We start from the raw sequence: 24,188 nt of genomic DNA, 5'->3' as shown, positions 1-24,188 counted from the left end.
TTTTGTAGGAGGTTCCTTGATTCCATGCTGTTTAAATCTGCTCTCCGGGTGCTCCAATTTGGACATTCCGTACTTCCGAAAAAACAAAAGACACTTAAACGATCGGCATTAAAAGAGTCGTTACAGATTCAATCTTCGCCGACAGACTATACGCTATCCGGTCAATTGAACGATCCATTGCTGACGATCACGTCCTTACGCGTTCGCGATCGATTGCAGGAGATGGTCCTAGAAGTGCCGAACCAACTGGACGATCATCGCTTCACCTTTCAGCTGTCGCATTCAATCGTGTCTCAATTGAGTCAGCATGTTGCTCAGATGCAAGAAGAGGCGGACGTTCCGACGGTCGAAGAGGACGGTCTTGCTGAAATCGAGTCCGTCGAAGCCGATCAAGACACGCTCTATCCGGTCGGTCGTTTTTCGCTTTGGCTTACATTCACAAAAAAAGTCGAACATCTCACACCGGAGCAATTACAGAAATGGGAATCCGACGGGTTGCCGAGCCATGCTACGCTCGACGCGACCGTCTTCACCCGCGAAATTCTGTTGGGGCGCTTTCTTGATACACAGATTCCTGCGCCTCTCGCGCCGTTGATGGATGAGACGTTCAACGAATTCGTCCAGTTGTATACGGATTTAAAAGGCAATCTGCGTCTATTGCTGAATAAAGAACCGCAGATGAAGCCGAAGATTCAAATCGATGCGGTCCATAATGAGACGAAGGCGACGACGGTCATCAGCGGAAAAGCCTTTATGCGTCATGCGTTCATCAAGACGGGACGGTTGCTCCTTGTTCACCGAGAGAGTGGCGATCAAGTCCCTGTCCCAATCGATTGGTTGTACCAAAACGAGGCAAGTGCGAAAAAATTCGGATTGTATCGCTATCATTACACGGCGAAGATTCACTGGTCGCACCTCCATCAAGCAGCCCAATTGCAAGAAGGGGTTTATGATGCTTTCATCACGCTCGATTTCTATCACCGATCGAAACCGAAATTACACCGTCTCGGTCGTGCCCGTTATATCACGCGTCAGCTGACACCGGAAGCGTTAGGGAAAGATGAGACGTCGACGATGCATATCATTCCGTACTACACGGTCGGTCACCGGAATCTATCATTTGAGATGACCGAGTTCACGAATGAAAATTACGCCTATCTGAATCATCTGATGACGTTTGCCCCGCTCTACCGGCTGTTTGCCGAGAAGAACACGTGGCTCGTCGGAGAACGTCCATATAAAGCGCAGGACAATGGTTACCACTTCTTCAAATACATGCGCGAGACCTATCCGGAGCGACCGGTCTATTACGTCATCGATCCGGCGTCGAACGAATATGCGCAAGTCGCTCCGCTCGGAAACGTCTTGCCGATCAAATCGAAGGAACACATCTATCACTCTTTGATGGCAAAGAAGGTCATCGGGACACACCACGCGGAATACTTGTATCCGCTTCGCTCGGAGCCGTTCAAACGCAAGATGCGGGCAGATCGTGTCTTCATCCAACACGGAGTTCTCGGAACGAAGAACATGAACAATCAATACGGGAAATTTGCTGCTGCCTTCGACACGGATTTGTTCCTTGTCAGCTCGGAGCGGGAAAAGCGACTCGTCACACAAGATATGGGATACGCTGAGCGCGAGGTCAAAATTACTGGCTTGTCTCGCTTTGATGCACTCTTGAAAAATGACGTCCCGGTCAAACGTCAGATGCTCGTCATTCCGACGTGGCGGTCGTGGTTACAGACGCCACTCCAGTTCTTCGAATCAGAATACTATCAGCAGTACCAAGCGTTCCTATCGAGTGATCGTTTGCATGCGTATGCGAAACAACATCGTCTCGAGATCGTTCTTTGCCTGCATCCAAACATGCAGCAATACTCGAGTCATTTCGAGAACTTACCGATCACGGTCATCCACCAAGGCGAACGTGACGTCCAAGGGTTGTTAAAAGAGAGCCTCTTGCTCGTCACTGACTACTCGAGTGTTGCCTTTGACTTCAGTTTCTTGAAACGACCGGTTCACTATCTCCAATTCGACCCGAAACGCTTCATCGGTCCACTCGGTTCATATCTCGATCTCGAGAACGAATTACCGGGTCGAATCTCAAAAACGATTGATGACCTGTTCGACGATCTTGACGCGACGGCACGCCGTAATTTTGAGATGGCGGACGAATACAAACGACGCGCTGACGTCTTCTTGACGAAAACGGATACGACTTACTCTGATCAGGTCTATCAAACGATCATGAACTATACGAAACAGACGAGCCTCTTTGAAAAGATTCAGACGAACGAGGCAGCGAACATCCTCTTTAAGGTCTATCGCCGAAGCCGGTTCTACTTCCCGACGATGAAGGCTGGATACCGACTCATGCAACGCGTCTTGCCGGTCGACCCGAAACTCGTTGTCTTCGAGAGTGGGCTCGGTAAACATTACGCGGACAGTCCGCGTTACATTTATGAGGAACTGAAGAAACAAGCACTCGGCTATAAAGTCGTCTGGATCTATAACAAGAAGCTTTATCTCGGTGATCCGAACGCAAAAGTCGTCAAACGCTTATCTCCTGCCTACTTCTATTACATGGCGACGGCGAAGTTTTGGGTCAACAATCAGAACTTCCCGCACTACATGACGCGGCGGAAAGAGACGACCTACATCCAGACGTGGCACGGCACACCTTTGAAGAAGATGTTGTTCGACTTAGACGAGATCCATGGACGGGACGAAGGCTATGTCGAGCGTGTAACGAACGCGATCAAGCAATGGAGCGTCCTCTTGTCTCCGAGTCCCTATGCGACGAACATCTTTAGAAGTGCGTTCCAGTACGGGGGACCGGTCGTCGAGTCTGGTTATCCGCGAAACGATCTCTTCTTTACGGCGAATAATGCGGCGACAATCGAACGGATCCGGACGCAGCTTCAACTGCCGGAAGACAAGAAAGTCATCTTGTATGCACCGACTTTCCGTGACCATCAGTCGCTCGGTAAAGGGAAGTTCTACTTCGACTATCCGTTTGATTTCGACCGGGTCGCAGAAGCGTTAGGCGATGAGTATGTCTTCTTGATTCGGACGCACGTGCTCGTCACGAAAAAGCCGAAGATTCCAGCACAGCACCGGGAACAATTCCTCGACGTGACGGCCTATCCGGATATTCAAGAACTGTATTTGATCACCGATCTGCTGATCACGGACTATTCTTCCGTCTTCTTCGATTTCGCGAACATGAATCGTCCGATGATGTTCTATGCGTATGACCTTGATCTCTACCGCGATACGCTGCGCGGGTTCTACCTCGACTACTACAACGATCTTCCAGGACCGATCTTAGAGACGGAAGAGGCTTTGCTTCACGCCTTATCAGACATTTCGCGTCTGACGAAAATGTATCAAGCGCAACTTGATGCATTCCGTGCGACATATGGTCCGATGGAGGATGGTTTCGCCGCTTCCCGTGTCGTCGACGCGTACTTCAAAACGGATCAAACGATGCGTGCTCAGGCAATTGAGTTAATCGAACAACCAGATGGAAGTTATTCAAAGTAGGCTTTAGCGGAAGTGTACGATCATTTGAATCAACGACTATTTCTGCTGTGGAGAATATACTTGGTGCTTTAAAATTATAATTACGTACTAAAATTAAAGCTCTCATTTCAAAATTGAAATGAGAGCTTTAATTTTAGTCTTAAAAGATTGTTGCTGCACTACTGATAAGTTATTAATTTATATTAATCAGATAGGCAAGTAATATGTATGCTCCGATCGTGAAGAAGCTTGAGATTATGTTTTATTTCCTCGTTCGAATCTCCAAAAACTTCGACCGTTGCAACGATAAGTTCTTCTTCCGGAACTAGCATTTGAATCATTTCGTTCAAGGATGCTTTATTGTTCTCTTTTCCTTCGCAACGAAGAATCATAAGTTGATAATGCTTATTAATGAGTGTGACTTGTTTTTGACAGTCGGTATCGTGACTTAAAGGGCGTACCAAACCAATCATATACCCACCTCTTTCTCACAAATTCATATACTAACGATTATACATAGTAATGTCGAATGATACGCTCCACTGCATGTCCCGGCTTCTCCTCATACCATATATTTTGAAAGACATGCATTGCTTCTTTGCTTTCCGTCAAACGTTCGTCAGACTTTATCCAGTCTAATACATCTTCAAACGATGAAGAATACGTAATCGGCAAAAGAACAGGATAATTTGGAATGACACCTTGAGTTTCATCATATCGTTCATAGTCCGGCGTATACAAAAAAGTAGGAATCGCGAGCAAGCAACTCTCATATGGAATGGACGAGTAATCTGTAATCAAAACATCCGTGATCAATAGGTAATCGTTAATTGTATAGGTATCATCTACAATCGTTATACCTGAAACTTCATCTAAGGATAAATTTTGCTGAACAGTAGGATGTAATTTAATCAGTACCTTCCAGCCTAACCCATCGAGCTGCTGCATTTGCTTTAGTGTATCAGTGACATCCCACTCATACTCTCGATATGTCGGCGCATATAGCACGACACGCTCTTCCTTAACATCGAGCGTTCGTTTCAATTGCTCTTTTAATCCCTCATTGTTTTGGAACCAGTAATCCGTTCGAGGCATACCTAACGCGATAAACCTTTCTCTTGGCAATGACATAGCACGTCCAAACGATTCCGCACTACCTTCTCCTGGAACAATAAAATCACCATAATTTAAATAGGTATTTTTAAAACGCTTAATCGTTGATCGAGTTGATGCATACGTTTGAGGAGTCATTAGTGCAAACTCTTTTAAGGTACCTGCAGCATGCCACAATTGTACTCGCTTTGCTCCTCTTCTAACTTTAGAAACACCCAGTTCAGATACATAATTGTCTAGGAAGACATATTTTGATGTGGCTAAGTAATACGCAAGTATGATGCATTGAGTAACGCTATACTGTACGGATCGTTCCACCTGCCAAGCTTCGACATCCTTTACGTATTTCTGATCATAAATCAGGACATGCTTGTGTTCACGACGCGTTCTCTTCAATTGATCACTTATAGGCTTTACATTATCGCCATACGTGACCCAAAAGACGGTTGTGTCTTGTAGCGGTAATGTAGAAAACAAAACATAGAAACATCGAAATACAAAAAGATAACTAGTAATTAACAGCTCACGCATGTAGTAAATCGGATAGGATTAATCCTGTATACTTCATTCCTGACCACTCCGTTCAGTTCTCACTTAATTCATTCTTTATCTGACTAGTCGAGATTCCTTCTGTTCTCCTTAAGTATACGACCTCACAATAATCTTTTAGGAAATCAAACTCTCCTTCCCAGTCATCGCCCATAACGAATAGATCAATACCATGGTTTTGAACGTCTTGAATTTTTTGTTCCCACTCATTTTCTGGAATGACTTCATCTACATATCGGATTGCTTCCAAAATCATCTTTCGGTTTTCATAGTTATGATATGCTTCTTTATGTTTTAATCGATTGAATTCATCCGTAGAAATCGCAACTACCAAATAATCGCCCATTTCTTTTGCTCTTCTTAAAATATTAATGTGTCCCCAGTGCAATAAATCAAACGTACCATAAGTAATGACTTTTTTCATATTCATTCTCTCCTTTGGTTGACTCGTCTTCTTTTATCTGTGAGTCTCTCTATGTCTTACTATAAATCAATAATATTGTATGAAATATACAATCTGTTTACGAATCTCATATTTCATTTACAATTACTATTAATTTCTATACCCAGCTCTCACTCATTTTAAGTATTCCTTTGAAAGAAAAAGAGCTCTAGCGCCTCCCGAAGGATTTACTACAGCTCCTAATCATTTATCCACTTCTTACTTCTTACCTAATTTTTCACTTAAGACTTCATTAATCTTTTCTTTAAATAGAGGTCCGAAACTTTTCGCATACGTGTTTGTCATATGACTATTATCGCGATAAATGACTACATTCCCGATAACTGGACGATATTCACCCTCCACGTGGAAATAGCGTGTTAAATCCATTTTATAGAGTGATTTATTCGTTTTTTCGAAGTTTTTCCAAAACGCTTCATCCGTTTGATTATCTTGATCATTCATTTTTTTCGTTGTGTCCTCAATGCTGGAAGTTTCAAGAGCTTCGAGAACGTTAAAGTCATACCGTGGATTATCACGTAATGCCAAGCCGTCGATTCCGTACTCATCTTTCACAAATTGCATTTGATCAATCATTTGTTGATGAATCCGATTTTTTGAAGCATCCGCTGCCGTGACGTGAGAAATAATCAAATCAACATCAGCATCTTTTAAATAGTCGAGGACATTCTGATTCCAAGTTCCTTTTAGTGAGTCTGGTTCATATCCCGTCGAAAAGCGTGTTCCCGATCGTGTTAAGTTGATGAGTCGGATATCTGTTCCTTTGACGGCTTCATGCAAGGCACCAAACCATTGCTCCGAATGTGAGCTACCGACAAGCGCGATGGTTGCTTTATAGTCTTTCTTTTTCCCGTATTCACCAACTTTGACATCGGTCTCTTTCAGACCTTGGTTACTGCCATCTGTATGAACAAGCGGTAAATCGTTGAAGACATTCGCGTATGAAGGAAACGGGTCTTCTTTCGGAACATTTAATACGTTCTCGATCGCCATAGCCCCTGGATAGCGATCACTACTCACTTGCTTCTTCAATTCTTGCTCCTGCATGTATGACATGCCCAGTAATGAACCAATCAAGAGAATATTTATTCCCATCATCGCCCCTAGTTTTTTAAAGGCAATTCGATTTATCGTAGCTGTTCGAATCGGTTTTTCAATCCACTCCGTCATTAAATAGGATAAGCCAATAGAAGATAGGATAATAAGCGTACCCATCAAAAGACCTGGTGTTTGTTGTACATTATAGCGATAAAATTCAAGCAGCACCCAATGCCATAAATAAATACCGAAAGCGATGCCTCCTAGCTTAACCATCGGTTTGGAGCCAAGAAAACGCTTCAGACTGAAACGCGTATCCTGCGTTCCTGAAAGAACGATAAATAAAGCACACGTCATCGGCCACAGTGCGATGTATCCTGGAAACATTTGTGACACGTTGAAGAGAATACCCGTTGCAATTAAACCAACAAGTCCTAGCCAACCAATGATCACTGCAATCCATTTCGGAACACGGATTGCTGAGAGATTGATACACAGTAAACTACCTAACGCAAATTCCCACACACGCGTCATCGTAATGAAATACGCCCATGGTTGATTTACCTCAGTCAGATAAATCGAATACGACAATGACGTAACAAATAAAACGCCCAAGATCATATTGATCACGGTTTTAATTGACTTGATCTGATATTTGTTCATCATCCATAAGATGAAGGAAAACAATACGAACCAAATCAAATAGAATTGTCCTTGAATCGATAAAGCCCAAAAATGCTCGACTGGAGACTTCATTTGAGTAGCATCCAAATAATCGGTACTCGAGATTGCTAATTGCCAGTTCTGATAGAAGAACATCGACGCGACGACTTCTCGTATCGTTTTTCCAAGAATGGACTCTGGTAAAAGGAAGATGCTTAAGATTAATACGACCGCCAGTATAAATAATACGGAAGGTAACAAACGCTTAAGCAATTTCGTCACATACGGAAGAAACTTAAATTCACCCGTTCGATTGATTGTCGAAATGATTGATGTTGTAATTAAGAATCCGGAGATGACGAAGAAAACATCAACGCCTCCTGAGACGCGGTTAAACCAAATATGGTAAATCGCAACGAGAAGTGCTGCTACGACACGTAACCCTTCAATCTCTGGTCTAAATTTACTTTCAATATCAATGCGCTTCTGCAGCCCCGACTCTTTTAAGTTACGTTCGTTCATGTAGTGTTCCCCCTGAAATGAATGAAGAGTTCCCCTATGACCCTTCACTTACAAATTCATTTTTATAGATTTAATCCTTTAATGAACGCTTTGAGTTCTGTTTGCATTTCTGCATCTTTCAACGCATATTCAATCGTCGTTTTAACAAACCCTAGTTTTTCACCAACATCATAACGATTACCTTCAAAGTCGTAAGCATATACTTGATTATCAGCATTCAATCGTTCAATCGCATCTGTCAGTTGAATTTCTCCTCCTGCACCTTCTTCTTGGTTTTGCAAATAAGCAAAAATATCTGGTGTGAGCACATATCTACCCATAATGGCAAGATTTGAAGGTGCCGTTCCTGGAGCAGGTTTCTCGACGAATTTGTTCACATCGTAAAGTCTACCTTCTTGTTTTTTCGGATCAATAATGCCGTAGCGCGATGTATCTTCTGCTTTTACCTCTTGAACACCAATAACCGATTTTTCCGTCTGCTCATAGACTTTCATCAGTTGCTGAATCGCCGGGACTTCCGAATCAACAATATCATCACCAAGTAGCACAGCAAATGGTTCGTCACCGATAAACTGCTTAGCGGTTAAGATAGCGTGTCCTAATCCTTTTTGCTCTTTTTGTCGCACATAAAAGATATTTGCTAAGTTTGTCGAAAAGCGAACCTTCTCCAGTAGTTCAAGCTTATTCGTTTTTTCTAGAGTAGCCTCTAATTCACCTTGATTGTCAAAATGATCTTCAATTGCGCGTTTGTGCTTTCCAGTGACAATGATGATATCTTCAATTCCCGCTCGTGCTGCTTCCTCGACAATGTATTGAATCGTTGGTTTGTCGATGATGGGTAACATTTCTTTTGGCATGGCTTTCGTAGCTGGAAGAAAGCGTGTACCGAGTCCTGCTGCTGGGATGATTGCTTTAGTAATCTTTTTCATGGTAATCTCCTCGAAATACTCTGTCTCTCACTCTAAACTAGTCTGAATGATGATCGATTATTTTTTTAATTCTTTGATTAACTGGTCATAATTTTGAACCGCTGTCGACTTGAACAACGTTTCTTGTGTCTGGACATCTTGAAGTGGATGTTCTACACAGTGAACCATCGCTTGAGCAAACGCCTCAATATCATTTGCTGGGACGAGATAGCCATTTTCACCATGGCGAATGACCTCACGTGGACCATACTTTACATCATATGAAATGACCGGACACCCGACGTTGATACTCTCCATAACAGTCAGACCAAATCCTTCAAACTCACTCGTTAAAAGCGAAGCTTTGGATTCACGGAATACTTGACTTGGGTTTTCTGTATAGCTATGAATTTCGACACTCTCTCGGATGCCTAATTCATCAATTAACTTTACCATCATCGCCAACTGTCCTTGTTCGTCCATGCCATATAAAACTAACTTTGTTTCATGCCCTGACTCTTTGAATAGGGCATAGCTTTTGAGTAAGTGATCCATTTGTTTTTGTAATCCAAAACGTCCAATGAAGCAAAACTGATCTTTGATAGAAACAGATGCTGGATTTGATTCTGGCTGTATGAAATGAGGAACGACTGCCATCTTTTCTTCAGGGATATCGAATTGTGCTAAAATATCTTCTTTCTGATGTTGCGTAAGCACAAGGTATCGTGTAATTTTTTCAGATTCTAGCAATGCACTTTTATAAGAAGGTTTTAACTCTTCACCATCTAAGTGTGAATTGTGAAGAACAAATACTCGCTTGATATCTGCAGTAACATCTAAAATTGGACGATCCAACAATCGCGCATCGACGAACACAATGTCCTCATCTTTAAATAAATGATTGAAGTAATATGCAAAGAGTTCTTTCTCTTTTTTAAATGATTTCATCATACGACCATCTCGATACAAATTGATCAAGATAAGATTTGGTTTAACCTCATCGCTGTAGAATTTTCTACAGTAAATTGAACCAGCAGTATCATAAAATTCTTCAACGAGTTTTCCGTGATGAGTTGGCGAGTAAATAATTTTCCGATGTAATTCTCCATAAGCATTGTATTCCCAGCGTTCTGTTTTCTTACGAGAAACCTCACTCATGAAGTCTTCCATCTCTAAAATATTTGTATTTGGCTGATATTTTCGATATAAAACATAGCTGTCTTGATCGTAATAGCGAACGATATCACCTTTTTCAAGACTTTTTAATCCTGGCATTGAACGATCCGTTGTCACCTTAATCGCTTTATTTAGAAATCGACTAGTCGGAATCTTAAATAGTTGATATCCAGATAACCAATCATACAAATTTTCGAACTTCAATTGTGAACCAGCCTTACCGTCTTTACGAAACTGGTCGTAAACGGTCGGATAATTGGCATTGTAGTTGGTCGTGACAATAGTAGAGTATTCATTTAATTCATTTTCAATTAAGGCAATCCGACTTAAAAGAGCTTTCGTTCTTCCCCCATGTTTTGGAGGTAACGTTGATGTGATGGTGTATAGCATTCTCTTTTCTCCTTACTCTCTGTATCTACGTATCTATATTCGTTTCTGCACTCGACCTATCACTTTATACAAAAACGATAACTGTTAATTATGTGTGCATTTTTATAATCAAGTCAATTACTTTACCGACTTTTTGTCCTATTCTTTTATTCATTCTTTTTTTAATGTATAAGAGCAAGCCAAAAACACTCATTTATACTTTTGCTTGAATAGTGTAAGGATGAAATTATAATTGTTTTACATGTCTTAACTGAATCATATAAAAGACCTTATACGAGTTGCACAATCTCCACTCGAATAAGGTCTTAAAGAATAAAATAAACTTCAAATATGAACTAAAAATAGCTTTTTTTCTGCTTTCTTAACGCATTCAAATAGTAAGACATTTAAATGCTAGAATATCCAACTAAAAGATGCTGATTCAAAGTTAAATACAAAAGTCTTCTTAGCCTCACTGAGTAGAAGTTTCGATTTAATTTAATGGATTTGATTTTGTAGCACGTGTTTCTGGATTATCAACTATAACATGATCAATCTCAACTGAAACGGGAAGTTCTTTAGGTTCATTTTCAGCGAAATTTTCAATTGCTTCGTATTGATCGTTTTTTGAGAGTGCTTCGACCGGACGATCGTCTAACCATTCTATTTGAATTTGCTTTAGAAAATTAATAAGAGTTGATACATTGTCTGCATACAAATTAAAGAAGGGCTCACACACTTTCAGAACAATATGAATAAAGAAGACTACAACTAAATAATCGATAAAATATAGAATGAAGTCTTTATTAGATATCTGAACTTTATTTAAAATGATAGTGCTTAAGGTCACGCCAGCAAGTATATAAGGCAAAGTAATTCCCAGTTGTTTACGACTACCCTCCCGCTCTTCTACTATATTTTTGATTACTATATCAAGCTGAGCACTGTTGACAATGTTGATACCGAATAAAAATTTTTTTAACTTTTCTTTGTACACACTATCATCATTTACAAAAAATTCTGTATCTCTTTCTAAATGAGTGAAATAGATGTACGTTCCTAAAAACGATACGATAGGTATAATCCAAAGATATTTTACAGAAATGCTATCAGCTAACAAGGGCAAACTTAAGAAGCTCGCAACAAAAGCTAAAATCCAAAAAACACTAATACCAAATTCTTTTGTCAGCATTCTTTTTTTTGCTAGTTTCGGTTTATAGTTTTTTTTATGAAAAATAATCAATTTTCTCATTTAATGCATTCTCCTTTAACACATACTTTATTTTCATATTTAAGTAGATTGCCTGATGATTAATCGAAGACTCAACGTGTTTTGTTCAACTTTATGTCGATGATTAATTAAACTATCCATCATTTTAACTGCTTCTATTCCTAGTTGATGAATCGGCTGATCGATAGTGGTAATATGCAGGGCTTCAGCAATCGATTGATTGTCAAATCCAGTTACAGCAAGATCTTCAGGAACTCTTATCTTTAACAGTCTTGCTTGATGAATAATTCCTGCTGCCACATAGTCATTCCCAACTACGATAGCTCTCGGAAGAGCAGATAGTTTATATAGTTCATTCATGACAGTCTTTCCGTCCTCAAAACTATATCTTTTTTCGAAGTACCATTCGTGCGAATGCGTACAATTACTATTATCGATAAATTTATCAAAGGCGCTTTTTCGACTTTTACCGACACCACTATCTGGATTTCCTAAACATAGCGCTATACTTTGATAACCTTTTTCCTTTAGGTGGTTCATTACTAGTTCGATCCCATTCGAGTGATCAATGTATACCTGAGCATGATCGCCTTCCGACCACTCACAAGATACTATCGGACCGTATTTATTAATTTCGGACAGTTCTGTTGCTGAACTTACGGTCGAAGCAATAACTAGTCCATCAATTTGTTTATATCGCAGTTGATCAAACGATATTTTTTCTCTTTCTGGATCACTGTTTGTTTGATTGACAAGTAATGAAAGGTTCAAATCCGCACAAATCTCGCCCATTCCGCTGATTAAATGATTAAAAAAAGGATGATTGATTTGCGGAACCATGATACCGATAATATTCGTTTTTCCTTTCGATAGATTGATTGCATTCCGATTCGGAACGTAATCTAGCAAACGAATGGCTTCTAAAACAGCTTCTTTTTTTTGCGAAGTTACATAGGGCTGATTATTTAAAACACGTGATACCGTTGATCGTGATACCTTTGCCAAGCGAGCAATTTCTGTTATGTTAGCCATTATATTCCCTTCTTGTGTCAATATTTAGGTATTTTAATCATATCAAAAATGCGAGATGCTACATCAATCAAAACACCTAAAAGACAAAGGACAACCAATGTTCCAACACCTACCGGTCCATTCAATAAAAAAGCAATACAAAAGGCTAAACCTTCTCCACATGTCTTTGTTATTGCCAAACTCCAGCCCGTTCGCTTACTGAGTTCAATCATAAATTCATCATTAGGAACAGCTGGTAAGGACGAACGAATATATAAAGCAATTCCACAACTCAGTATCAATAGACCGGCAACAAATAAAAACCAACCAGAAAATTGACTATCTATATCTATCCGACCTGTAAGAAGAGCATTTAATCCATCAATCAACAGACCAATAATGATAACTGGTATAAAACCTAGCAGATTGGGCATTCCTTGTTTAATGAGACCATTGATAACAATCAGTACACTACCCACAGCGAATACCCAAAAGCCGATGCTCATGCCAATATGTTTTTCCAATGCGACATTCAGTGCATCCCAAGGTGCTATTCCCATGCTCGCTTTGATCATAAGCACAACGCCAAATGAGAGTGTTAATAACCCGCCTAAATACATCATCCACTTTCGTCGTCGATTCATACACTAGCTCGCTTTAATTGGTTGAGTAAATTAGTTGGATAATCATTTAGAGCATGGGCGACACCACTATGCTCATTATCTAATGTTTCATAAGTTGCAATGCTTTTGATAGACTCTTCAGCGTTCTTCATCGCTACACTGCTTCCTGCTATCTGGAACATCGATAAGTCGTTTTGATTATCACCGATTGCGATTGTGTTACTTAATTCAATGTTACAGTCAGTTGCTACTTTAATAAGTGCCGATCCTTTATTAATTCCTACTGACATTACTTCTAAATTGTATGCGCCCGAACTAGAAATCGAACACGTATTGATTAGAGAAAGCCTTCGCTCTATTTTTTTTAAGAGACCTTGATTTGGCGAAACAATCATAAACTTGATAACACACGATAAGTCATTGGGGGTAATAGAGTCGACATATTCTACGCCATATTGTGTTAGCTGTGCCTGAATAGAGTGGAGGAATAAATCTGCGCTGAAAGATTGATTTAGTACCCGCTCTTTTTCTATTTTAGCAAGCAAGATATCAGTGGCTTCTGATTCCAATAAGATTTTGTCTTCTAAGTAAATTTGAACATAGACCTCTTCTTCGCTTAAATATCGTAAGATTCTTTCGCTCGTCTGCCTATCCATTGAGGTGTTATTTCGAAGTACTCTGTCATCTATTTTGTACTGTAACTCTGCTCCATTCGAAGCAATAATCGGACACCCAAATATGTGATGTTTGCGCAAGATATTTTGTGCGTCAAAAGAGGCTCGTCCTGTCGCAATAAGTACTAAGTCTCCCTGCTCTTGTCTTTTCTTAATCGCTAAAGCATTCTCCTTAGAAATTGTATGATTTGAATGCAAAAGTGTTCCATCTAAGTCAATCGCAAATAACTTCATATCTATCCTCCATTTCAATTGTTTTTTCTGTTCAAAATTATCTTAATCTCTGAAACGCGTTTCAAAGCAATAGATAAAAAAAGGATTGACCTAGGACGCGTTTCATATCTTATTCTTCGATAGTACTCTTTAAAATAATTTAGAAAGTATAAAAAAGAAACGATTTAATAGGAGGAGCCCTTATGTCAAAGTCAGCCGCCCCTGCCCCCTGCTGATTGTTTAGAGGCAGAGATTGCCGGTTACCGCGACGTCCACCTGATTCATGCTTCAGCCGAGGACATCCCAGTCAATGCGAATGTTCTGTTGCAACTACACAGGGAACTCTATAAGTTCGCCCCCGTCGAAGGTGGGCGGTGGAAGAACGTCGACAGCGAGATTAGTGAAACGTTCCCGGATGGCACGCGCCGGACTCGCTTCACCCCCGTCCTTACGTTCGAAAAACCGGCAGCGATGCAGGCGTTATGCGACAGCCTACGAGAGGGACGGCAACAAGAGGACATCGATCCGCTCATCCTGACGAGCTTGTTCGTCCTCGATTTCCTATCCATTCAGCCGTTCAATAACGGGAATGGTCGCATGGCACGATTATTGACCTTCTTGTTGCTCTATCAGTACGGCTTCGAGGTCGGACGCTATACCAGTCTCGAGAAGATTGTCGAATCACGGAAGGAAGATTACTATGAGTCACTCCGTCTCTCCTCCATGCGTTGGCACCAGAACCAACAAGATTCGTTCCCTTGAATCAACTACTTGCTGAGCACGATTCTTGCTGCCTATAAAGAACTCGAGGATCGCGTCGGATTGGACACGACCGGTAGTCAGAACAAGAACAATCGGATCCGTCGTTTCATTGAAGGACGTCACACCGTTCAAGAAAGGAGACGTAAGGAAGGATTGCCTTGACATCAGTGAGGCGACGATCAATCGCGTATTGCGAGACTAACGTGACGAGGGAATCATTTCCCCATCCAGTATTGGTCGGAGTGCGACATGGACGAAACAATAACACTACATGGTATCAAGAACATCCGCGAAGAATAAAGTACTTACCATACTAGAAGATTCCAATACCGATTTACTTACATATATAAGAAAGTCTCGAACATCGCACTTGTTGGCTAATCAATCATAAACGATGTTCAAGATTGCTTAGATTTGTTGATAACAAATCAGAGAACAAAAAAAGGTTGTATACGTTTCGACGTCGAAACGTATACAACCTTTTTTTGTTGAGGTAAAAATCGGCTTGCTGTTCATATATAAGGTATTCAGGCACTAAATATGAGTAAACAATTAGATCTTTAAAAAAAAATATGATGTATACAAATTCCAATTAATCGATTGAATGGATAGAAAGTCATAGAACTAGAATCATTACGCAAAACGCTCGACTGAACTTCTTCAGAAGATCAACTCGTGTACGGCTCGTCATCATCTATGATGTTCAATGCCTTCTTGCACTTCTTCCGACGAGACGTCTAGCTTCACGACTTTCTCTAGCCTCTGCAAATCCTGACTCTATTTCAAAAGTTCAATCGTAATCCTGAAATCTTGGTCATCGTCTCTTAAAATGGTAATGACTTCAGCTGTACCCTTGCCTTTAAGTCATCAGGATACTTTCTAAACTCTATATACCTGTTATTTGGTCTGAGTCTCGGTAGTTCACGATTGGTATCATTGGTCATTTCGAGCTTCACTTCATTACTCCATCCTAGCAGACTCCCTGTCCACTTTAAAACATGTTTTTTGTAACAGAATTCACGTTCTCCTCCATCACCATACCTCTGGAACATGTTCCATATTCCTCTCTGCTAATCAATTTTACATCGTATCGATGGAAGAGATAACTACTTTCGATTTCTGTCACGTTGAATCACAAGTCCAGCACATTCCTGTATCTCATACCTTCATTTATAAACTACTATGAGAAATGAATAACATATATAAAAAAACAGCCGATGACTCGTCTTTTAACGGTGTTATCGGCTGTTTTTTTATATAGGAATGACTTATGAGCCAAGCCTTGAATATAGTTAAATCTTTTTTAGTTTCTTTTCTATTTTATTTTTAATCCAATTCTTTTCATCTAGTTTCAAATAACTTAATATTTCTTTTGAAAGTATATCAAATTCTGCTTCATTTTGAAAATCTTCGAAGAAAAAGATAATTCCTCCTACAAATTCAGGCTTATCTTCCCCGATGTTGTATCTTTTATCAGGATCCATATAATCCACTTTTACTTTGTTCGGTGGTATTTTTTCTCCCCAATGTGTAGTGTACCCATCCAAGGAACAAATTGACGTTTCCACTCTTACTCCATCGCCCGATTTCAATAAATATATAAACAAAAGTTCAATGTGATCATCTTGAGGACGTCTGAAGTGTGGAAAGGAGCCTTTAAATCCACTTTTTCTAAGTTCAGGAACTACAACCTTTTTTAAAGATTCCCTCATCATACTTACTTTAGTCATCTTTTGCACCTCTCTCCACCTTAAAATAAATTTTAAAGGTCATGTCTATGAACCTTGATGCCATATTTCTTAAGATATTTTAATAAATTCTTCGTAGGACCGCCTTTTCCAGTAACATCACTTAGCATAAAGTGCCATTCTGCTCTTTTCAGCGTACCATTTTTCACTAGTTCAGCATCTTTTCTTACTTGTTTTTTCACAAAAGATTTTTTACTTACTCTTCCCACTTTAGATTCATGACCAATCTTAGTCACATCATCATACACATCAACTATCCGTTTACCTTTACTTGTTTCAAAGGCTCTAGAGGACCCTCTCCCGACAACGGAATTTCGAACGAACAGCTCTCCTGCAGGACCGTTTTTAAATCTTGGGATATATCTAAAGCCCAGGCCACCACCACCAACTGGAGCATCCGGTAAATCATTCTTATTCCCGGACGGATCGATGTACATGGTCGGTTGATTAGAGACATACGAATACCGATTGACTGAAGAGATACTGAAATCTTCAGGACTATCATAACTATCTGGTGACAAAAATACGGCTTGAGAAGGATTATAGTATCTATTGTGAAGATAATACATTTTGCTTTCGCGATCAAAATAATAAGAAGAGTATAGGAAAGGTTGTTCTTTAAGATTAGCATCCTTAACTTCCTCTTTAGTTAGAACTCCCCAGGCATTGTATTGGTACTGTGCCACAACATTCCCGAGGTCATCAATCAGTGCGGTAATATTACCTTTATAATCCCGCTGATAATTGTACCAACGTGCATTTATTTTTATAGCCAATAAAACATCGTCAGCATTATAAAGATATCGTCGCAGTTCTTTACCATTTTCATCTGTTTCAGCTAATAATCGATTCGAGTCCCCATCATAGAGATAACGAATAATGTTGGATTGATATTTTTTTTGAATTCTTCGTGATTGTTCATCGTACTGATATTCAGCAATGGCCACTCCATTTTTACTCAATTTAAGAAGTGTATTGAAAGGACTCCAGCTATAGTTAAACAATCCATCTTTGATTCGATTTCCATTTTCATCATAAATCATTGATTCAGAATCTCGAGTTACTAGCTGATTGTCTTTATTGAAAGTCGACTTGATTCCATTATTTTTTGTAAGGTTACCAGACTTATCGTATTCGTAGATACTTTTTATACCGTTTGTATCTTCTTCAACTAATTGGTCATTTTTATCGTATTTGTACTTAGTTAATAAGTCTTTAGAATGCTTTTCTAATAACAATCCATGATCATTATAAGTGTAACTTTCTTTAATTGCGATTTTGTTTGCAGTGCGATAGGCAATTGATTTAACAAGACCATTATCATTGAATTCTTTAATCATTTCGCCAGTCTCACGCGTAGGAAACGTCATTTGAGAAATTTTACCGTTTTCACTATGTCTGAACTTCCAACTAAGGTTGTCAGTTTTGACCTCATGATTACGTTTCGCTTTATCGTAGTAAAAATTAACCTTCTCTCCATTAATCATATATGAATTGATTATTGAAGTTTGAACATTCTCATTCGTCATATAATTCCAAGTTTGGATGTTTCCGAAATAATCTTTCAATAACGAGATATTTCCCGAGATTAAATCATTCTTCTGTTCTGAGGGAGCATATTCATAATTTTTTTTACTATTAGTTAATGAAGAAGTAATTTCTGAGACATTATCCTCGTTTATATACTTATAACTAAAACTATTATTGTTAATGGTTTTAGCATCTAAGCCTTCAACTTTTTCAATCATACCAGCTTTATTGTAAGTGTTTTTTATCATGTTTCCATTTGGAAACTTTTGATTTATCAGTTCTTGATTAGAATTGTAGTCATAATACACATAGTTATCAGAGAAAATAGCTTTCTTTTCTAAATCACCATATTTGTTATAAAAATATTTAGGATAAAAATCTTCACTAGTTGTTCCTGAATTCGCAGCTCGAATTTGTTTCGAGCTTATGTTACCGGCTTCATCGTACTCTACTATGACTCTAGTAGAATCAGGGAATTGTCTTTCCTTTATTCTTCCGAATTCATCGTATACGTTATTTAAAACTGAACCTGATTGATTTTGCTTAATCACATTGCCGAATTGATCATATTCATATGAAGTTAGAGTACCATCAAGCGCCTTCGTCTCTACAACGTGATTATCAGAATCATATTTATAAGCTTGAACGACTCTTCCGGAAGAAATTCGTACAGAATCTATCAGTACTTTATTTGAAGAAGAGTTTGATAATTTTACCGAAATCGCTTCGATTTTTTTAGGTTCATCGATTTGTATGATTTTTCTTTGCCAAAAATCGACATTTGAATTTATAGTGTCAAACTGTTTCGAATAAACTTTTTCAGTTCCATCCGAAAATTTAACTTTAGCAGCTATATTGACATTTTTGTCCCCATTCTTAGAAGCTGCAGTTATAAATATCGGTTCTTCTTTCGATTGATTGATTGTGACATCTTGAGAAAGCTCTCCATCTTTCGAAAGCTCTACACTGTCATTACTAGAAAAACCGTCATTGACTAAAGACGTATCTTTTGTCGTCCAAAAATCAAGAGTTTGAAAATCTCCATTCTCTACATAATTAAACTTACTTACAGAGACAGATGTACCTTTGAGGCTTGATGTTAATTGAACTTCATCAAATAAGACTTCACCTTTTCCCTTAGCCTCTAATTTCAAAATTAATTTAACAGCATTTTCGGGCGCAGTGAATTCTTCAATACCTTTATACCATTCATCATCTGTTCCGACTTCATAAATTTTATATTCTACATCTGGTATTATTTTCGAGTCCTTATCCATAAATGTAATTTTTGCATTGGCCGATGATTCTGAATCTGTTTTTACATTTATACTTAGATTGTAAGCATTCGCTCCAATGACAGGAATATTCTGCGTAACAGAGTTCCTTGATAGCTTCAAAGATTTACCGTTCAATCCCTCTGAAGACAGTTCTCCACCGCTCCAAAACTTTAAGCTATTAAATGAGCCGTTTTTCACAAAATTAGAACCATTTACAAGACGTACGCTTTCCTCGACGACATTCCCATTTTGATCATACTCCACAGCATTTAATGTAGAATCGTTATTTAAAATTGTACCTACTTCAAGATTTTTTTCGTTGTACCCATATAAGGTAAGCAAATCGAATTCATCCAATGATCTTAACAGGTTCATTGTTTTTTGATCATATTGATTCGATAAGGATTCTGATAAACCTTCTTTAGAGATAATATTATCACTAGATTCTTTACCTACTATGGATGGGCGCTCCTCGAAAGAGAATATCTCAGTTTCACCATCCGGATACGTTATGCTAGTAATTCTGTTATCTTTCCATTTATATCTGGTTGATAGTACACCACTTGATGTTTCTTCCCTCTCTTCTTCAAGTAGTCCAACATTTGAATAATATTTCAAACTTGTTTCACTATCGTCTTTTTTCTCAGATGAGATTGTATCTAAAGAAGTGATGATTTTCTTTAATTGATTGTTTTCTTCTTCCTTATTAATCAAAAATCTAGCACTATCAGTCGACTTAGAATTTTTTATTAAGTATTCTGTTTGGAAATCAGAGTCTTCTAAATCTCTTGAAATAAAACTAGTCTCATCTATTTGGTTATCTTTTAAAGTTGATTGTTCATTCGGGGCATATGTTCTTTTTAAAAGCTTGAGCTCCTTGTTATAAACTTCACTACTGTCATCTGCTGATTTATCAACATAGCTATATTCTTCGTTTTCTTCTATCGAAGATTTATTATTCTTTATAGTTTTAACTAATGATTCATCTTCATATTCATAATTGAATATTAAAGCTTCTGAGAGAGTACTTTCATTTACACCGTAAGAAACTTTATCAATCAAAGAATCCTCATCTCGATAATGAATATCAATACTGTACTTACTCATTGATTTCGATGATATTTTTACTGGCTTTTTATTCCCATCTTCACCTTTATAACTGACAAAAAGAATCTTCCCTTCAGCACTTTCAAGATCCTCAGGATACCCATCCTTATCAAACCAAATAATATCATCGTTTGGTTTTTTCACTCCATAAATGGTTGCATTATTCTTCTTTTTTGAGATGAGTGATAAATCAATTCCGGTTGGCGGAACAAAGTCACCATTATTATTTTTTATGAAAAGATGATTCGTCCCAGATTCATCATGAAAATTTATGATGTTAGGGTTTGATGAAGACGTTTTATCAAAGTCTATTTTTTCGTCCAAAAAGCTACTCCAGCCTTTACCGAACAAACCAACTTTGTTAGATAAAGAATTATAAAATCTTTTCAAGAGTATGCCATACCCACTAAAATTAATATCCATATCTTCATCGGTTACTATCTGGTTATTATTTCTGACGTTGACATAAAAATCATTAAATCGTTCTATTGGATAATAATCTTGAATACCTAATTCGTTAGTGTCATCATCTAACAAATATGTTGGCCTTATCGATCCTTCTTTTATAATACTCTTTCCGAAATATCTATCTGGGTTCAATATGTCGTCTGAGGATATCGCAGAATTGATGGCTCTGTATGGTATTACACTAAGGTAGTAAGCACTATCATTCGTTTGAGTCGAAACAGCTTTTTCATATGTTAATCCTGGATTTAACGGAAGCTCCATCCCGTCTCCGTTACTTCTTAAATTATACCCTTGATTTTCTTTTGGCCATATCTTCTGATCTCGGCTAGTCCATGTACTTTCATCTTTTGATCTATGGGCAATTAACTGGTTATCTTTTCCGTTGAATAAATAGACAAGATAACCTGCAGCTTCAGGTTGTTTTTCCCATTCAGAAAATAAAAATCCGCTATCTTGATTTCGTTCATCTTCATATCCACTCACCTTAGTGTTTACATTCTTTACCGGAAAGTAGATTTTCGTATATGGAGAAGCGGCACTTTCTCCCTTGCTTGATTTTGCGACTACCTTTGCATAGTAATTCGTTGAGTTCACGTAACTAGTACCCGTCTTACGATATAGGCTACGTGGGTCCGTCAAGAAGTCACGCCCGTCTCCTGATTTTCGGAATGCATCCGTTTGACCTAACGTGATGGTTGCAGCCTGTGCTTCAGTCGGGAAGATGCGTTTTCCCTTGCTCGACCAACTCGTCACATCGCCAGCAGGGAAGCGTTCATAGCTATTTCCGTTAAAGAGTAAGATATCGTATGACGTTGCTCCCTCAACGCTTTCCCATTCTAAGTTGAAATATCCTTTACTATCCGCTTCGTTTGCGAAGGCAGAGTAGGTCGGGGGTGCAGGCTTATCAGGGATGATGCCTTCGAGTGTTGGTTTCACGACCGTCGAAGGTGTACTTGTTCCTAATGGATAATCTGCTACGATCCGGAACTGATATGCTTTTGAAGTGGATGTACTTCCAATACTTGCTGTGTACATAGGCGACGGATCCATAGGTAATTCCATCCCGTCTCCATCACGAAAGGCTACACCACCTGTCAGCGAGTCCTTATCTTTGTACTGAGCAGGCGTCGGCCAGAAGCGTTTTCCTTTCGTGCTATAACTTAGGTCCGTCCCTTTATAAATCGTCCGCCATCCCTTACCGTTATAGAGTTGTAAGCGATAGTTGGAAGCGTTCTTAGCTGCAGGCCAAGAGATTTCGAAATAACCTGTCGTAGCTCCGGCTCCACTCGGGAATGCGTTCGTTTTTAACGCTCCCATTTGCGGATAGCTGTAAGTGACGTTCAGATTCGTTCTGTTCTTTGTATTCTCACTGGCGGTCAATTGCTTCCAATAGGTTTGACCGTTACCATTCGTGTGGAATTTAAATCCGTAATCCGTTCTTGAACCATCTGCGATGGTTTTGATCGCAGATAACACATTGAACGTCGCCCATTGATCGCGGGCAACGGTTGTCGAAGTGATGTTCGTCGATGAGGGCTTCGTATCCCACGTCACACCCGTCTCCGACCAGTTCGCATTGACACGGTCCACCCATAGACCAGTCTTTGTTCCCGCATAGTAATTCCATTTGACGTATGTCTTAAGGGACGCAGCTGAAATTTCAGCTCCTTTCAGGTCTGATAGAGCAGGCATTTTAACAAATGCATAGTTAGTCCCTGTTGCCGAATCATACTTCCCGACCCGTAAAACATACTCGCCTAATGACGAGTTCCAGTACTTATTGTAATTACTTGTCGGGCTCGCACTGGATACGAATGTATCGAGCGATGCATCTTTCGCCACCGATGGATCAATGTAGATTGGGTAGACACGATCTTCACTCGAAAGCCATTTGGCGTCAGGGGTCAACTTCAGTTGATAGCCCGTTTTTGTTGATTCCAGCTCATAGTCAATATCGTAACTTTCACTAGATAGTCCTGATTTTGAGTCCTGTTTCCCATCACTCATCATCGGGACGGGCATAGAATATAGGATATCCCCTTTTTTATCCTTAAAATCGATGTGCCCTTTTTTATCAAGTGTTGCCTCTAACGGGGTCTTAATCTCGTAAACGAAGGATTCCAACCCTGGAACAGCTTGCTTGAGAATGATGTCTTCTTTGACTTCTTTATTCAGCACGACATGCCGTAAATCTACATTCGGTAAGATGTTCGGATGAAGGATTTCGTTTCCGTTTACTGTCGCTAATGCAGGTTGAACCGGTTGGATACCTTCTGCTGTTTCGACTCCTTTGAAAACATAAGAGACCTTATCATTTTTAGTCTCCCCCACTTCAAGCAGCGTTGAGTTGCTATCGATGGTCGAGTCGAACTCTACTTTCAAGTCAGTAGCAGTCGCCGTTAAATCATTGTCTGCATTACGCTTTAAAGTAGGGTCGACCTTCTCCCATTTCTTTTGTCCGTTCTTCACCTGAATCTCATCATCGAACATCGTGAGATTATATGTACCTGGTTTTGTCCCGGGTTGGACCACCGTATCTTCCGTACTTAATTCGGATGCTGGTAACAAAGCGTCCGATAACGTATTCGGTGCTGTCGTTCCCACCTCTTTTTGTGTAGACTTCTTATTTTCTGCTCCAACACCAGAGTTCTTTGTTGGCAAAATCGAAAATACCAGTGTCAAGGCAAGTGCCGCGTTTAAACTTTTTTTAAAATTCTTATGCAATCTGATCTTCCTTTCGTATAATTATTTTCCTAAAAAAACAAAATATTTCTTTTACATTTATATTACAAAGAAGGACATAAAGAAAGCGTTTCTCCACATTTATTTACTCATTTTCCAAAAAAAATAACCTCCTTTTTCTTACAAAAAAGTGGTTATTTTATCATTCTATGCTAGTGATATATTCATCTAATATCTTGATTTTATTTTGTTATGCACACATTTTTTCTTATTTGATTATGAATAGACCTCTGATTGATAATTTCTCACTTACGGATCATACTCGTATCATAATCCAGTTAGAAATCATCTAGTCATATACAAATCCGAACTACGAGTGATTCTAAATTTTTACATCGAATTTCTATTAAGTGAATTTTTTTACAGCTGTTAGGTAGTAACATTTAATAAATTTATCTTTACAGAAAACCTTATTTCATACGACATTTTAATAAACCACGGTTAGTTCATCAATAATTGTATTTCGAAATCTG

Annotated in this window: 15 protein-coding genes; 3 read left to right on the top strand and 12 right to left on the bottom strand. The window is 39.1% G+C overall.

The window, feature by feature from the left end:
* Positions 1-24 precede the first annotated feature (24 nt).
* A complete protein-coding gene (locus tag ACN9MT_RS15940; protein WP_426273772.1) occupies positions 25-3,549 on the top strand; it encodes a CDP-glycerol glycerophosphotransferase family protein in 3,525 nt (1,174 codons plus the stop codon).
* 182 nt (positions 3,550-3,731) lie between these two features.
* On the opposite strand, the gene ACN9MT_RS15935 is transcribed toward ACN9MT_RS15940, so the two are convergent.
* The 10 genes from ACN9MT_RS15935 to ACN9MT_RS15890 all read right to left on the bottom strand — a co-directional run bounded on the left by ACN9MT_RS15935 (position 3,732) and on the right by ACN9MT_RS15890 (position 14,102).
* Positions 3,732-4,001 carry a hypothetical protein gene (locus ACN9MT_RS15935; protein ID WP_426273770.1) on the bottom strand — a complete coding sequence of 90 codons (270 nt, stop codon included), beginning with the start codon at positions 3,999-4,001 and terminating at the stop codon, positions 3,732-3,734.
* Between the two features lie 37 nt (positions 4,002-4,038).
* Positions 4,039-5,172, bottom strand: a complete 1,134-nt coding sequence (locus ACN9MT_RS15930) for a CDP-glycerol glycerophosphotransferase family protein (protein ID WP_426273768.1) — start codon at positions 5,170-5,172, stop codon at positions 4,039-4,041.
* A gap of 52 nt (positions 5,173-5,224) precedes the next feature.
* Complete coding sequence (tagD, locus tag ACN9MT_RS15925) at positions 5,225-5,614, bottom strand: glycerol-3-phosphate cytidylyltransferase (protein WP_047392339.1); 390 nt, start codon at positions 5,612-5,614, stop codon at positions 5,225-5,227.
* Positions 5,615-5,851: 237 nt separating this feature from the next.
* Positions 5,852-7,876 carry an acyltransferase family protein gene (locus tag ACN9MT_RS15920; RefSeq protein WP_426273765.1) on the bottom strand — a complete coding sequence of 675 codons (2,025 nt, stop codon included), beginning with the start codon at positions 7,874-7,876 and terminating at the stop codon, positions 5,852-5,854.
* Positions 7,877-7,938: 62 nt separating this feature from the next.
* Positions 7,939-8,805: a UTP--glucose-1-phosphate uridylyltransferase GalU gene (gene galU, locus ACN9MT_RS15915; protein ID WP_214729629.1), complete on the bottom strand. Its 867-nt coding sequence runs from the start codon at positions 8,803-8,805 to the stop codon at positions 7,939-7,941.
* Positions 8,806-8,862: 57 nt separating this feature from the next.
* On the bottom strand, positions 8,863-10,350 hold the full coding sequence (locus ACN9MT_RS15910) for a glycosyltransferase (RefSeq protein WP_426273763.1): 1,488 nt from the start codon (positions 10,348-10,350) through the stop codon (positions 8,863-8,865).
* 472 nt (positions 10,351-10,822) lie between these two features.
* Complete coding sequence (locus ACN9MT_RS15905) at positions 10,823-11,581, bottom strand: hypothetical protein (RefSeq protein WP_426273761.1); 759 nt, start codon at positions 11,579-11,581, stop codon at positions 10,823-10,825.
* Positions 11,582-11,620: 39 nt separating this feature from the next.
* On the bottom strand, positions 11,621-12,592 hold the full coding sequence (locus tag ACN9MT_RS15900; RefSeq protein ID WP_047392325.1) for a LacI family DNA-binding transcriptional regulator: 972 nt from the start codon (positions 12,590-12,592) through the stop codon (positions 11,621-11,623).
* 17 nt (positions 12,593-12,609) lie between these two features.
* Positions 12,610-13,194 carry a YczE/YyaS/YitT family protein gene (locus ACN9MT_RS15895; RefSeq protein ID WP_426273759.1) on the bottom strand — a complete coding sequence of 195 codons (585 nt, stop codon included), beginning with the start codon at positions 13,192-13,194 and terminating at the stop codon, positions 12,610-12,612.
* Positions 13,195-13,211: 17 nt separating this feature from the next.
* Positions 13,212-14,102, bottom strand: coding sequence for a Cof-type HAD-IIB family hydrolase (locus ACN9MT_RS15890; protein WP_426273757.1), 891 nt, complete (start codon positions 14,100-14,102; stop codon positions 13,212-13,214).
* Positions 14,103-14,405: 303 nt separating this feature from the next.
* On the opposite strand from ACN9MT_RS15890, the gene ACN9MT_RS15885 reads away from it, so the two are divergent.
* Positions 14,406-14,843 carry a Fic family protein gene (locus ACN9MT_RS15885; protein WP_426273755.1) on the top strand — a complete coding sequence of 146 codons (438 nt, stop codon included), beginning with the start codon at positions 14,406-14,408 and terminating at the stop codon, positions 14,841-14,843.
* A gap of 9 nt (positions 14,844-14,852) precedes the next feature.
* The gene (locus ACN9MT_RS15880) at positions 14,853-15,005 is read left to right on the top strand and encodes a hypothetical protein (protein WP_426273753.1); all 153 of its coding nucleotides are present in this window, start codon (positions 14,853-14,855) and stop codon (positions 15,003-15,005) included.
* Between the two features lie 1,130 nt (positions 15,006-16,135).
* Here the strand turns inward: ACN9MT_RS15880 and ACN9MT_RS15875 are convergent.
* Complete coding sequence (locus tag ACN9MT_RS15875; protein WP_426273751.1) at positions 16,136-16,573, bottom strand: DUF4304 domain-containing protein; 438 nt, start codon at positions 16,571-16,573, stop codon at positions 16,136-16,138.
* 32 nt (positions 16,574-16,605) lie between these two features.
* Positions 16,606-23,697 (bottom strand): DNRLRE domain-containing protein, encoded by a 7,092-nt coding sequence (locus ACN9MT_RS15870; RefSeq protein ID WP_426273749.1) that lies wholly within the window; start codon positions 23,695-23,697, stop codon positions 16,606-16,608.
* Positions 23,698-24,188: the final 491 nt, after the last annotated feature.

It is taken from the genome of Exiguobacterium sp. R-17 (genome assembly GCF_049913315.1).
Taxonomy (GTDB): Bacteria; Bacillota; Bacilli; order Exiguobacteriales; family Exiguobacteriaceae; genus Exiguobacterium_A.
Note: the sequence above shows the minus strand (reverse complement) of the source record. Positions and strands in the feature narration are given on the sequence as shown.